We start from the raw sequence: 12,438 nt of genomic DNA, 5'->3' as shown, positions 1-12,438 counted from the left end.
TGTTGTTCGGGCTCAGATTAGGGGTAGGTGACAGAGGCTGAACAATGAATAAAGATGCCTTACCCATAAACAAAGGTTATGGACTACCGCCATGCGTTTGCGACATATCGAAATCTTTCAGGCCATCCGTCAAACCGGCTCGGTGAGTGCCGCCGCGCAACTGCTGCATGTCTCGCAACCGGCGGTGAGCAAAGTGCTGCAGCACGCAGAGCTGCAACTGGGGTTCCCGCTGTTTTTGCGGGTACGCGGCAAACTGCAGCCCACCCCTGAAGCCCTGCTGCTGGAACGCGAAGTCGAGAAGGTCAGCGAGAGCCTGCAAGGGGTACAGCGACTGGCCGAAAGCCTGCGCCGTGCCCCCGGGCACCGCTTGCGCATCGGCAGTACGCCGGCATTGGCGCTGTCGCTATTGCCGCCGGTGATCAGCGAGTGGACCCGGCGCTACCCGGATATCAGTTGCGAACTGGCCAGTGCCCATAGCCGGGAGCTGGTGCAGAACCTGTTGATGCGCGAGCTGGACGTGGCCCTGACATTCAAGCTGCCTGACCATCCAGGGCTCAAGGCCCAGGCGTTGGCCCACGGCGTATTGGTGGCGTTGGCGCCGCGGGGTTACTGGCCGGATGAGAGTGAGGGAGAACCGCTGGCGCTGCATGAACTGGCAGATGCGCCGTTGATCGGCCTGAGCAATGCCGACCCGTTGTTCGCGCGTCTGGACAGTTATCTGAAAACCATTGAGCCACCGCCGCGTATCAGCATTGCGGTGCAAACCTATTCTCTGGCGCGGGCGATGGTGGAGTCGGGAGCGGGGCTGGCGGTGATTGACCCGTTCACGGCGCTGGGTGCTTCGCGGGCGAGCACCCTGATTCGTCCGCTGAGTCCAGCATTGCCGATTACCCTGTATGCACTGACCCGTGCCGATGAAGCACCGGCGCATACGCTGGAGGGGTTGCTGGAACTGTTCGCCGGACGGGCCGGCGAACAGTTGCAGCGATTGATGGGAGGAAACACATAACCTGTGGGAGCCGGCTTGCCGGCGATAGCATCGCTGGCAAGCCAGCTCCCACAAGATCCTGTCAGAGCCTGTGGTAGCCCGGCATCGACCAGCACTTTTGGTGGTGTTGGCGCTGCGGGGCCGGCGAACGGTTGCAGCGGTTGATGGGAGGAAATACATAACCTGTGGGAGCCGGCTCCCACAGGGCCCGGTCAGGGCGTGTGGTAGCCCGGCATCGACCAGTACTTTTGGTGGTGTTGGCGCTGTGGGGCCGGGGAACGGTTGCAGCGGTTGATGTGAGGAAACACATAACCTGTGGGAGCCGGCTTGCCGGCGATAGCATCGCTGGCAAGCCAGCTCCCACAGGGCCCGATCAGAGCCTGTGGGAGCCCGGCATCGACCAGTACTTTTGGTAGCGTTGGCGCTGCGGGGCCGGCGAACGGTTGCAGCGGTTGATGAAGGGAAACACATAACCTGTGGGAGCCGGCTTGCCGGCGATAGCATCGCTGGCAAGCCAGCTCCCACAGGGCCCGATCAGAGCCTGTGGGAGCCCGGCATCGACCAGTACTTTTGGTAGCGTTGGCGCTGCGGGCCGGCGAACGGTTGCAGCGGTTGATGAAGGGAAACACATAACCTGTGGGAGCCGGCTTGCCGGCGATAGCATCGCTGGCAAGCCAGCTCCCACAAGGTCCAGTCAGAGCCTGTGGTAGCCCGGCATCGACCAGCACTTTCGGTAGCGTTGGCGCTGCGGGGCCGGGGAACGGTTGCAGCGGTTGATGGAGGGAAACACATAACCTGTGGGAGCCGGCTTGCCGGCGATAGCATCGCTGGCAAGCCAGCTCCCACAAGGCCCGATCAGGGCGTGTGGGAGCCCGGCATCATTTCGGCAGTGCGTAGACCACCACTTGATCGCCCACCTGATCTTTCATGATGGAGTTGCCGCCCGCGACAAACGCCACATATTGCCGGCCCTTGTACTCATACACCGCGGGGTTGGCGACAGCAGGTGCCATGACGTTATCCGACCACAGTTCCTTGCCGTCATCCAGGGAGTAGGCGCGCACCTTGGCATCCATCGAGGCACCAATGAACACCACGCCACCGGCCGTGATTGCCGGTCCGCCGATGGTAGGTGAGCCCATGCTTTCAGGCATGTACCAGCCATATTGCTGCACCGCGCCCATCGGACGACGCCATTTCACGTCACCGGTGTGCATGTCGATGGCGACGATTTCACCAAAAGGCGGCGCCCAGCACGGCATGCCGGCCCAGTTCTGCGCATTGAGCAAGGACATGCCATAGGGTGCGCCGATCTGCGGATAGAAGCCGTTTTCGTTGCCTGCTTCCTTGGGTTGTTTGTCATAGGAGGCGCGATCCCACAGCTTGATCATCTGCACGATGTGCGAGGTGTTAACCACTGCCACCTGGCTGACCGGATCGAAGGCTACGCCACCCCATTGCACGCCACCGGCGCTGTCCGGGTAGGCCAGTACGCCGTTACCTTTGGTGGAAGGTGGCGAGTACATGCCGTTGTATTCCAGGCCGTCCCACATTTTTGAACACTGGCCAAAGCCGACAATATCGGCGATTTTCCAGATTGCGGGCTTCTTGGACTGGTCCAGCAACGGAGCAGGTTTGGTCGGGAAGGGCTGCGTGGGTGAGTAGACTTCGCCATCGGCATCGCCTTTTGGCACCGGACGCTCTTCAATCGGCCACACGTCTTCACCGGTACGACGGTCAACGGTGAACAGAAAGCCCATTTTGGTAGCTTGAACCAGCGCGGCTACAGGTTTGCCATCGACGGTGATGTCCATCAGGGTCGGGGCCGAGTTGATATCGTAGTCCCACAAATCGTGGTGAACCCACTGACGGGACCATACGACCTTGCCCGTATTGATATCCAGCGCGGTTGTTGAGGTTCCCAAAGGAATCGCTTTTGGCCGGTTGCCGCCCCAGTAGTTGGGTGAAGGCGAGGAGACCGGGATGTACAGCAGGCCGAGTGCCGCGTCATAGGACATGGCGGTCCAGATATTGGCGGTACCGGTATTGCCGGCCTCATCATCGGGAATCGGTTTGAATTCCCACTCCAGCTCGCCGGTACGGGCGTTGAGAGCAAACAGCGAGCCTGGTGATTCGACTTCGTACTCCCAGTCCTTGCCGGCCCAGCCGACGATCAGCTTGTCACCGATAACGGTCGGCGGCTGCAGGACCGACAGCGGCCATTTGGCGTTGAGCTTGTTCCACTGGTTGATATCAACCACGCCGTTTTTGCCAAAGTTTTCGCATGGCTTGCCGGTGTCGGCATCCACTGCAAACAACTGGGCTGTCATATTCCCCAGGTACACGACTTTCTGACAGGCAACCCCGGGTTGCGGGTTTTTTTCCTGCCAGTAGGCTACGCCACGGGATTTCAAGGCCGGCTGGGTGAGGGCCTCCAGCGGCGACTTGGTGTCATAACTCCACTTTTCTTTACCCGTCTCAGGCTCAAGGGCAATGATCCGGTAAAAAGGCGTGCCGACGTACAGCGTGTCATTGGCAAAGATCGGGGTGGCGGACCATACAGTGGCAGGGGTTTTGCCGGTCCCGTCCGACATGTCGCCGGTGAAATACTGCCAGACCTTGGTCAGTTTTCCGACGTTGTCCTTGTTGATCTGGTTCAGCGGCGAATATTTTTGCGAGCTTAACTGGCCATGGAACGAGTCCCACTCCTTGCCATTGGGCACGGGTATTCTGGCGTCTTCGGCGGAGATACTGGATGGCGCCAGCAGGGGCGTGGGCACTATGTAAGCGGTGTCAGCGTGTGCGGTTGAAATACCCGCGAGCATGCAGATGACCGGTGCCGTGAAAAGATGTTTTTTTACTTTATCCATGTCACGCGCTCCTTGTTGGCTTGCCGCAAAAAGTTTCGATGACCACCCCTGCGGCGCACACCACCAGCACCAGAGCTGTCCACCAGCCATGCAAGAGGACCGCGCCAAACAGCGTCCCGATGACCGCGAGCCAGCTAAGAACAACGAAGAAACTTCTTAGTCCCCCGAATTCATGCTTGATCAGCAACAGGCCAAGAATGAACAGAACGAATTCGCCCAGCATCGTTACCATCGCGCCGCCGGAGTCGGTCACGCCCGACAGTGGCGTAAAAAATCGCCATGCCGTAATGGCCAGGGCGATCAGTGCGGTGATAACTATGATGTAGGCGCCTGTATGGCGCCTGGGCGGTGCATAGCCAGCAGAAGTACTCATCCCTTTCTCCTTTACGTTTTATGCTCTCAGGCATTAGGAAAAAGAGTGTAGCCAAGCTGGCAGGAAACGCCGGGACGAGGTGCCCCGGCAGTTTCGCAGTCGCTACCGGGGGGGGCGGTGGCAGCGAGATTGCGGGCTTCAGATCAATGCGCGGGATCCGTCTCGACCGGAGCCGGTGCATCTTTGGTCACATGCTTGACCAGTTTGCCGATGGTCAAACCCTGGAACAGGATCGACGACAGCACCACGATGTAGGTAATACTCAGGATCAGGTCGCGTTCCGGCCCCAGTGGCAAGGCCAGAGCCAGGGCTACCGAAACCCCGCCGCGCAAACCACCCCAGGTCAGGATGCGGATGGTGCCGCGGGGCACCGTACGCCAGCGGCGCAGCAGCACAATGGCCGGGGCCACGGTCAACAGGCGCGAGAGCAGGATGGCCAGGGCCAGCACGCTCGCTGCCAGCAAGTGCAACCATGAGAACGGCAGCAACAGCAATTCCATGCCGATCAGGGCAAACAGCAGCGCGTTGAGCATGTCATCGAGCAACTCCCAAAAACCGTCCATGTAGCGCCGGGTCATCTCGTTCATGGCCTTGTTGCGGCCCAGATTACCGATGATCAGACCGGCGACCACCATCGCAATGGGTGCCGAGACATGCAGCTCGCTGGCCATGGCGGAGCCGCCGATCACCAGCGCCAGGGTCAGCATCACTTCGATCTGGTATTGCTCGATGCTCTTGATCATTCGATAGACCAGATAGCCGATCAAACCGCCAAACACCACGCCGCCAATGGCTTCATGGGCAAACAGCATCGCGGTGGCGCCCAGGCTCGGGGTTTCGCCCAGTTGCACAATGCCCAGCAATACGGTGAACACCACAACGGCGGTGCCGTCATTGAACAGCGATTCACCGACAATCGTGGTTTTCAGCGGTTTGGATGCGTTGGCGGTACGCAGCACGCCAAGCACGGCGATCGGATCAGTGGGCGAAATCAGGGCGCCGAACAGCAGGCAATACAGGAAGCTGATATGCCAGCCAAACAGGCCAAAGATCCAGTACGCCAGGCTGCCGATCACGGTGGTGGCAATCAGCACACCGACGGTGGCCAGCAGGCCGATGGGCCAGCGGTAGCTGCGTACGTCGTTGAAGTTTACGTGCAAGGCGCCGGCAAACAGCAGGAAGGAAAGCATCCAGTTCATCAGCAGATCGCCGAAATCGATCTGGCCGATCAACTCCTGCACGCGATCTTCAAGACCGGGATAGCCAATAAAGCTCAAGCCTTGCAACAGCAGGGAAAACATGAGGGCGGTGACCATCACACCAATGGTTGGCGGCAGGCCGATAAAACGGAAGTTCACGTATGTCAGCAGTGAGGTCAGGCAGATAAACGCAGCAACAAGTTCAAGCATCCGGGATCCTGTAGTGGCGGGAGTCAGTGGAGACCCTGATCGGGTCAGGTCTTGTTTGATGAAAAAGCAGACGGCAGCGACACATATTCGCGGCACAGTCATGAATACCGTATAAAAAAGATGCCGATCCATAAAAATAAAGGAGGTAACGGTGCTGGCAACCACGTTGGTGCTGATCGCGGCTGTGTTGCATGCGATCTGGAATACCCTGATTAAGTTCAGTGGCGAACGTTTGCTGGTGATCGCGTGCATGGACACGGTTGCGCTGCTGCTGGTTGTTGCGCTGGTGGGGTTTGTGGCATTTCCGCCCATGGACATCTGGCCGTGGATTTTGGCATCTGCCGTATTCGAACTGCTTTACCGGGTGCTGTTGATTCGCGCCTATCGGGTGGGCGATCTGGGATTAGTCTATCCGCTGATGCGCGGGCTTTCGCCACTGGTGGTGCTGGCGTTGACCCTGACGTTTGCCGGCGAAGCCCTTACCGGTCAGCAAATCATCGGTATCCTGCTGATCCCGTGCGGCATGGCCTGCCTGCTGTGGCAGGGCGGTGGCGGTGATCGGTTGCCTTGGTCGCTGCTGCCAGTGGTTGCACTGATTGGCCTGTGCATCGGCTGCTATACCTTCCTGGATGGTCAGGCCCTGCGGCGCTGGTCGCACCCGCTGGATTATCTGGTTTGGGTAACGCTGATCAGCGCCTGGCCGTTCCCGTTGCTGGCGCTGACCCGCAGGCGTACCGCGTTTACCCTGTTCTGGCGTACGCAATGGCGTTTGGGGGTGGCAGTAGGGATTTGTGTTCTGGCCAGCTATGGCCTGGTGTTGTGGGCCATGCAGCTGGGCTCGATTGCCGAGGCCGCGGCATTGCGTGAAGTCAGTGTGATTCTGGTGGTGCTGTTCGGTATGCGTTACCTCAAAGAACCTTTTGGTGGGCCGAGGCTCTTAGCCTGTGGGCTGGTGCTGATCGGCATGCTCGTGATGAAACTCTAAAAAGGAAATTCCAATGACGGTTGCCTTCTGGTGTGTACTGATTGCCCTTTGCCTGCCCTATGTCTGTACCGCCTTTGCCAAGTTCAGCGACGGCAAGTTCGGGCCGCGGCAGAACCATGATCCACGGACGTTTCTCGACGGTCTGCAAGGATTTGCCAAGCGCGCCCACAGCGCTCAGCTCAACAGCTTTGAAGTGACCCCGGCGTTTGCCGCCGCGGTGATCATTGCCGATATCGTGGGCAATGCGCAGCCCGTGACCATCGACGTGCTGGCGGTGCTGTTTGTTACCAGTCGCCTGCTATACATCATCTGTTATCTGGCCGACTGGGCCATGATGCGTTCGGTGGTCTGGTTTATCGGCATGGGGCTGGTGGTCAGCTTCTTTTTTGTCTCGATGTGAGTTCAGGCTGAAAATGCAGGAGCGAGCTGTTCGCGATCACGGGACCATGTTGAAGCGCCCGCGAGCAAGCTCGCTCCTGCACCAGGTTACTGTGGCAACGCCGCGCCTTTAGGCCACAGCAGCCAGATATTGCCCTTTTGCTTCATGTCGCCGGCTATTTGCCCGGCCTGGGGGCCGGTGCCGACGAAGAAGTCCGCGCGAACCTCACCGGCAATTGCACCGCCGGTGTCCTGGGCCGCAACCGGCCGGACTATGGGTTGGCCGTCGGCCTGGGTGGTCGACAACCACAGCAGGCTGCCCAGCGGAATGACCTTGCGATCCACCGCCACGCTATAGCCGGCCGTGAGCGGCACGTTCAGTGAGCCGCGCGGGCCTTCGTTGCTGTCGGGGTTCTGGGTGAAAAATACATAACTCGGATTGCTGGCCAGCATCTCGTGAACGCGCTCCGGGTGCGCCATTGCCCAGGCGTGAATGGTCCCCATGGTCACGTCTTCTTTTTTCAGCTCGCCTTGCTCTACCAGCCAGCGGCCAATGGGTTTGTACGGATGACCGTTCTGGTCGGCATAGCCGATGCGCAGCTGGCGACCATCGTCGAGTTGCACTCGGCCCGAGCCCTGGATCTGCAGGAACTGCAGGTCCATCGGATCAGTGAGCCACGCCAGCACCGGTGCGTTCAGACCTTTGCTGTTGATGGTTTCGGCGGTGTCGTAAGGCTTGAGTACGCGGCCTTCAAGGCGACCGCGCAGGCGCTTGCCCTTCAGTTCGGGGTAGATACTGTCCAGATTCACCACAATCAGGTCGGACGGAATGCCATAGATCGGCACATTCGCGGCCTGGGTGGGTTTCAGGCTTCCGGGGTAAACCGGCTCGTAATACCCGGTGATCAGCCCGTCACTGCTGCCTTCGGCCGAGCGCAGGCTGTACACATCGAGATGGGTCTGCAGAAAACTGCTGATTTGCTCTACGCTCGGGCTGGCTGTCAGCTTGGCGGCATCGCTGCACACGCTTCCCCAGTTAGGGTCGGCCTTGAGTCGGGTACAGGCACTGCGCCATGAGGCAAACCCGCTTTGCAGGTCGCTGCCTGTCACTTGCGGCAGGGCACTCCATTCAGCTTTGCTGTAAGTGGTGTGGGGCTCCGGTTTGGTGCTGCCCTTGTCAGCATCCTTGTCGGTGCCATTGCATCCGGCCAGTAACATGACAACGGGCAGTGCCCAGGCCAGAGGCTTGAAAAATTTACTCATCAGCAGGTTCCTTCGAGATTTGCCGAGTGACCTTCAAGGCAAACCCTATATTCAATAGGGCTATTGGTCTTTGTGTGTGACGCGAGGATACTGGCGGCCGATTCCCGTGACGTGAGCCACCATGATTGTTAAACGACTGACTGTTGTATTACTGGCCTGCCTGACGTTATCGGCGTGTGGCGGGGTTGATCCCGATTCGCCGCTGGGCCAGCGTAAAGCGATTTTCAAGCAAATGCTCAAGACCAGTGAAGACCTGGGCGGCATGTTGCGTGGCAGGATCGCCTTTGACGGACCACGCTTTGCCGAGGGAGCAGTCAAGCTCGATGCCCTGGCTTACGAGCCGTGGAAGCATTTTCCGCAGGTGAAGGAATCCGATCAAACCAGCGCCACCGACGATGTCTGGCAAAAACAGGCACGTTTTCAGGAGTTGGCTCGCCAGTTGGAAGCTGCCACAGGCGAGCTGGTTGTCGCTAGCCGGATACAACCCTATAAAGCCAGCAACCTGACCCCTGCAATGCAAAGGGTCGAAGACACCTGCAGTGCGTGTCACAAGGAATTTCGTAATCACTGAGTGAACCGCAACTGCAATCCGTCCTGCAGGAGCGAGCTGTTCGCGATCACGCAGTCACGTGATCATGTTGAAGAGCTCGCGAGCAAGCTCGCTCCTGCAGAGGGGGCTTATTTATCCAGCTGATCCAGCGCCTCTTGCAGCTCTTTGCGCGACTCGGCCAGTTTGGTTTTGCGCTTGTCGATTTTTTCCGGATCGCCTTTCTTCATGGCTTTGTCCAGGTCGGCCTGGCGCTGGCTGACTTCGTGCTTGGCTTCCAGCACCTTGTTCTCGCGTTCTTTCTTCAGGCCCGCGTCGGTGCAATGTTCAGTGACTTCGCTCAGGGCTTTTTCCAGGCCGGCAATCTGGCCGGAATTGTTGTGGGCGCGAGCTTGTTCAAGCTGCAGGCTGATGGCCTGTTTCTTGGCTGCGCAGCCCGTCAGTTCCGGCGCAGGCTCTGCGGCCATCAGCGGAGCAGCCAGCAGGCTGCAGACAGTTAACAGGGCGAGCGGGGAAAGAAGTTTCATAAAGAGCTCCATGACAAAAGATGACAATAAACACAATTTTCAAAAGTAATGCTGCGGCCTGGGGTTTCTAGTCGAAACCGGCAATACCGGCAGCGCGTAATTCTTCACTCAAAGCCTGCACGTTCGGATCGCGAAAAAAAGAACTCAACTGCACCGCGCGACTGGCTCCAATGCCTGGTTGTGCCTGCCAGGCCAAGGTGTCACGTGCCGCCAGCGCTTGCCACGACTGGCCCAACGGCGCGTCTGCAGTCGGCGGCAGGCCAATGGCCCGCAGCCAGCGTTCGAACGGTTGTAACCGGGCTGCATGCAAACTGCCGAGCAAGCGGGCGGTGCTACGCTCGCCCAAGCCATCAATGTTAGCAAGCTGCGCGGCATCCAGGGTCAACCAATCGGTCAGGTTGTTGATTCGCCCTGCCTGAAGCAATGCATTCCAGGTTCCGGGGCCGACATGTTGCATGGCCAGACCTTTTTTACCGCTCAGCCAGCTCAAACGGGCCAAAAACTGGCCCTCGCAGCCTGGTGACAGCTGCCAGCAACTGAGGCCGTGGAAATTATCGGGATCGGGTGCCTGCACTTCAACCCTTTTACTGGTACGAAATACGACACGGTCCAGTCGCGGGATGGTCATGCCTGCCAGGCTGATGGCCACGTGATCCCCGGGGCGGATGTCCAGGGCCTGCCAGCGCTTGAAGGAACCGGCACTGATGCGTTTGATGGTGCGGTCGTCGAGGCGCACCGGGATCAATTCCAGCATCGGGGTTATGCGTCCGGTGCGGCCAATCTTGAAGGTCACCTTGCGAACTTCGCCCAGGGCTTGAGCGTGCGGGTATTTCCAGGCGGCAGCCCAGTTCGGCGGTTTTGCCTGCCAGCGTTCAGCCGCAGGGCGCCGGCTCTGGCGCAGCACCAGACCGTCGCTGGCGAACGGTAGCGGGTTGTTGTACCAGTGTTCGCGCCACTGCCGGGCCTGTTCGAAACTCTCTATCGGCTGGCTCAAGGCCTGGCTGTCGGCAAAACCCAGGGTGCTCAGTCGGGCGAGCCGCCCGTCCTGGGTGTCGGGGCCTTCAGGCCAGTCCCAGACAAACAGGCCGATACCTTGCCCTTGCCCGGCACTCAATTGATGACGCGCCATAAGACCGGCGACCGTGCTGCGGGCATTCACGCCGCCGGATATGGCCTGGATATGTCCGGGCAGCCGCCAGTACAGTTCGCCTTGCAGCACGATATCCACAGGTTGCAGCAATTGCTGGGGGATGGCGCTGATGGCCCGTGCCGCCCGGTTCCAGTTTTGCCCGGTTTGCCCGTCTCCCCGGCTGATCACCTGGTGCAGTTGCCCTTGTCGATACACCAGGGTGACGGCTACGCCATCGACCTTGGGCTGAACCCAGAGCTCCTGGCGCCCCTGGATCCACTGTTTGACGGCCTTCTCATCGGTCAGTTTCAGCAGACCGGTATGGGTCACGGGGTGAGGCACACTGCCGCCCGCGGTTTTTAGCGGGTTATCCACAACAGCAAATTTGAAACAGTGCTGCCAGCCTTCAAAGCGCGTGCGGGACTGGTCGTAAACCGCGTCGCTGACCTGTGAAATACCCAGGCGGTGATAGCTGTCGTCCCAGGTTTCCAGCTGTTGCTGCAGAGCCTGGTATCGAGCCCGGTCGGGGCAGGTGTCGGCCAGTGCGTTGAGTGCCAGTAGCGCGAGCCAGAACCTGCAGATAAATCGAAGTGAGGCGAGCATCATGAGCGTCCTTGCCCGGGGTGAATGCTTAAGCCTAGCGAAGGTATTTTGCGTCTCGCACCAGGAGCTTTGCCGGGTATTTCAAACGAACCGGCTCCCGCGTGCAGATAACAAAAAGCCCCGGACAGTCACCTGTACGGGGCTTTTGGTGCAGCAGGTTCAGTTAGAAACCGGCAGCGGTGCGCAGCTCTTCAGCACGGTCGGTACGTTCCCACGTGAACGTGGTGAAGGTATCGTCACCGACAGTCTTGACCTGCGGTGTACGGCCGAAGTGGCCGTACGCAGCAGTTTCCTGGTACATCGGGTGCAGCAGGTCAAGCATGGTGGTGATGGCGTATGGACGCAGGTCGAACACTTCACGTACCAGCTTGATGATTTTGTCGTCGGAGATTTTGCCGGTGCCAAAGGTGTTCAACGAAATCGAAGTCGGTTGAGCGACGCCGATAGCGTAGGAAACCTGAATTTCGCAACGCTCGGCCAGGCCGGCTGCCACGATGTTCTTGGCCACGTAACGACCGGCATAGGCCGCCGAACGGTCAACCTTGGATGGATCCTTGCCCGAGAACGCGCCGCCGCCGTGACGGGCCATGCCGCCATAGGTGTCAACGATGATCTTGCGTCCGGTCAGGCCGCAGTCGCCCACCGGGCCACCGATGATGAACTGGCCGGTCGGGTTGATGTGGAACTGGGTGTCCTTGTGCAGCAGCTCGGCTGGCAGCACATGCTTGACGATCAGCTCCATCACGCCTTCGCGCAGATCTTTGTAGGAGACATCCGGGTTGTGCTGGGTCGACAGTACGATGGCGTCGATCGCCACAACTTTGCCGCCTTCGTAGCGGCAAGTGACCTGGGACTTGGCGTCCGGACGCAGCCACGGCAGCAGGCCGGATTTGCGGGCTTCAGCCTGACGCTGAACCAGCTGGTGGGAGAAAGTGATCGGCGCCGGCATCAGCACGTCAGTTTCGTTGCTGGCGTAGCCGAACATCAGGCCCTGGTCGCCGGCACCCTGATCTTCAGGCTTGGCACGGTCAACACCCTGGTTGATGTCGGGCGACTGCTTGCCGATGATGTTCATCACGCCGCAGGTCGCGCCGTCGAAGCCAACGTCGGAGCTGTTGTAGCCGATGTCGGTGATCACATCACGGACGAGCTGCTCCAGGTCAACCCAGGCCGAGGTGGTGACCTCGCCCGCGATGATTGCTACGCCGGTTTTCACCAGAGTTTCGCACGCCACACGGGCGAACTTGTCTTCAGCAATGATGGCGTCCAGCACCGCATCAGAAATCTGGTCGGCGATTTTGTCCGGATGCCCTTCAGACACGGACTCGGAGGTGAAAAGGGAGTATTCGCTCATCTCGACGGTTTC

The 12,438-nt window shown here is 59.5% G+C and carries 11 protein-coding genes; 4 read left to right on the top strand and 7 right to left on the bottom strand.

Annotation, left to right across the window (positions count from 1 at the left end; genetic code table 11):
• Positions 1-91: 91 nt before the first annotated feature.
• Entirely contained in the window at positions 92-1,009 is a 918-nt protein-coding gene (locus tag JQ845_RS18890; RefSeq protein WP_004419625.1) for a LysR family transcriptional regulator, read from the top strand.
• Positions 1,010-1,866: 857 nt separating this feature from the next.
• On the opposite strand, the gene JQ845_RS18885 is transcribed toward JQ845_RS18890, so the two are convergent.
• The 3 genes from JQ845_RS18885 to JQ845_RS18875 all read right to left on the bottom strand — a co-directional run bounded on the left by JQ845_RS18885 (position 1,867) and on the right by JQ845_RS18875 (position 5,640).
• Positions 1,867-3,858, bottom strand: a complete 1,992-nt coding sequence (locus JQ845_RS18885) for a pyrroloquinoline quinone-dependent dehydrogenase (RefSeq protein WP_127196524.1) — start codon at positions 3,856-3,858, stop codon at positions 1,867-1,869.
• A 1-nt stretch (position 3,859) separates the two neighbouring features.
• Complete coding sequence (locus JQ845_RS18880; RefSeq protein WP_004419622.1) at positions 3,860-4,231, bottom strand: hypothetical protein; 372 nt, start codon at positions 4,229-4,231, stop codon at positions 3,860-3,862.
• Positions 4,232-4,374: 143 nt separating this feature from the next.
• Positions 4,375-5,640 (bottom strand): cation:proton antiporter, encoded by a 1,266-nt coding sequence (locus tag JQ845_RS18875; protein WP_004419620.1) that lies wholly within the window; start codon positions 5,638-5,640, stop codon positions 4,375-4,377.
• Positions 5,641-5,791: 151 nt separating this feature from the next.
• Here JQ845_RS18875 and JQ845_RS18870 point away from each other — a divergent pair, with 151 nt between their 5' ends.
• On the top strand, positions 5,792-6,625 hold the full coding sequence (locus tag JQ845_RS18870) for a DMT family transporter (RefSeq protein WP_004419618.1): 834 nt from the start codon (positions 5,792-5,794) through the stop codon (positions 6,623-6,625).
• A 13-nt stretch (positions 6,626-6,638) separates the two neighbouring features.
• The gene (locus tag JQ845_RS18865) at positions 6,639-7,025 is read left to right on the top strand and encodes an MAPEG family protein (protein WP_004419617.1); all 387 of its coding nucleotides are present in this window, start codon (positions 6,639-6,641) and stop codon (positions 7,023-7,025) included.
• A gap of 86 nt (positions 7,026-7,111) precedes the next feature.
• Here JQ845_RS18865 and mltA read toward each other — a convergent pair whose 3' ends face one another.
• Entirely contained in the window at positions 7,112-8,266 is a 1,155-nt protein-coding gene (mltA, locus tag JQ845_RS18860) for a murein transglycosylase A (protein WP_010656699.1), read from the bottom strand.
• Between the two features lie 121 nt (positions 8,267-8,387).
• On the opposite strand from mltA, the gene JQ845_RS18855 reads away from it, so the two are divergent.
• Positions 8,388-8,837, top strand: coding sequence for a c-type cytochrome (locus JQ845_RS18855; RefSeq protein WP_127196523.1), 450 nt, complete (start codon positions 8,388-8,390; stop codon positions 8,835-8,837).
• A gap of 107 nt (positions 8,838-8,944) precedes the next feature.
• Here JQ845_RS18855 and JQ845_RS18850 read toward each other — a convergent pair whose 3' ends face one another.
• From JQ845_RS18850 to metK, 3 genes are all read right to left on the bottom strand, one after another.
• On the bottom strand, positions 8,945-9,340 hold the full coding sequence (locus JQ845_RS18850; RefSeq protein ID WP_004419614.1) for a DUF1090 domain-containing protein: 396 nt from the start codon (positions 9,338-9,340) through the stop codon (positions 8,945-8,947).
• Between the two features lie 67 nt (positions 9,341-9,407).
• Complete coding sequence (gene ligB, locus JQ845_RS18845; protein ID WP_203009349.1) at positions 9,408-11,072, bottom strand: NAD-dependent DNA ligase LigB; 1,665 nt, start codon at positions 11,070-11,072, stop codon at positions 9,408-9,410.
• Positions 11,073-11,235: 163 nt separating this feature from the next.
• Positions 11,236-12,426: a methionine adenosyltransferase gene (gene metK, locus JQ845_RS18840; RefSeq protein WP_004419612.1), complete on the bottom strand. Its 1,191-nt coding sequence runs from the start codon at positions 12,424-12,426 to the stop codon at positions 11,236-11,238.
• Positions 12,427-12,438 lie beyond the last annotated feature (12 nt).

The organism is Pseudomonas paraversuta (assembly GCF_904063065.1).
GTDB lineage: Bacteria > Pseudomonadota > Gammaproteobacteria > Pseudomonadales > Pseudomonadaceae > Aquipseudomonas > Aquipseudomonas paraversuta.
This window is presented reverse-complemented; position numbering and strand designations above follow the sequence as displayed.

Excerpts from the sequence above, each read along its gene's own strand:
- JQ845_RS18890 (WP_004419625.1), top strand. The coding sequence starts at position 92 with ATGCGTTTGCGACATATCGAAATCTTTCAGGCCATCCGTCAAACCGGC.
- JQ845_RS18885 (WP_127196524.1), bottom strand. The coding sequence starts at position 3,858 with ATGGATAAAGTAAAAAAACATCTTTTCACGGCACCGGTCATCTGCATG.
- JQ845_RS18880 (WP_004419622.1), bottom strand. The coding sequence starts at position 4,231 with ATGAGTACTTCTGCTGGCTATGCACCGCCCAGGCGCCATACAGGCGCC.
- JQ845_RS18875 (WP_004419620.1), bottom strand. The coding sequence starts at position 5,640 with ATGCTTGAACTTGTTGCTGCGTTTATCTGCCTGACCTCACTGCTGACA.
- JQ845_RS18865 (WP_004419617.1), top strand. The coding sequence starts at position 6,639 with ATGACGGTTGCCTTCTGGTGTGTACTGATTGCCCTTTGCCTGCCCTAT.
- mltA (WP_010656699.1), bottom strand. The coding sequence starts at position 8,266 with ATGAGTAAATTTTTCAAGCCTCTGGCCTGGGCACTGCCCGTTGTCATG.
- JQ845_RS18855 (WP_127196523.1), top strand. The coding sequence starts at position 8,388 with ATGATTGTTAAACGACTGACTGTTGTATTACTGGCCTGCCTGACGTTA.
- JQ845_RS18850 (WP_004419614.1), bottom strand. The coding sequence starts at position 9,340 with ATGAAACTTCTTTCCCCGCTCGCCCTGTTAACTGTCTGCAGCCTGCTG.
- ligB (WP_203009349.1), bottom strand. The coding sequence starts at position 11,072 with ATGCTCGCCTCACTTCGATTTATCTGCAGGTTCTGGCTCGCGCTACTG.
- metK (WP_004419612.1), bottom strand. The coding sequence starts at position 12,426 with ATGAGCGAATACTCCCTTTTCACCTCCGAGTCCGTGTCTGAAGGGCAT.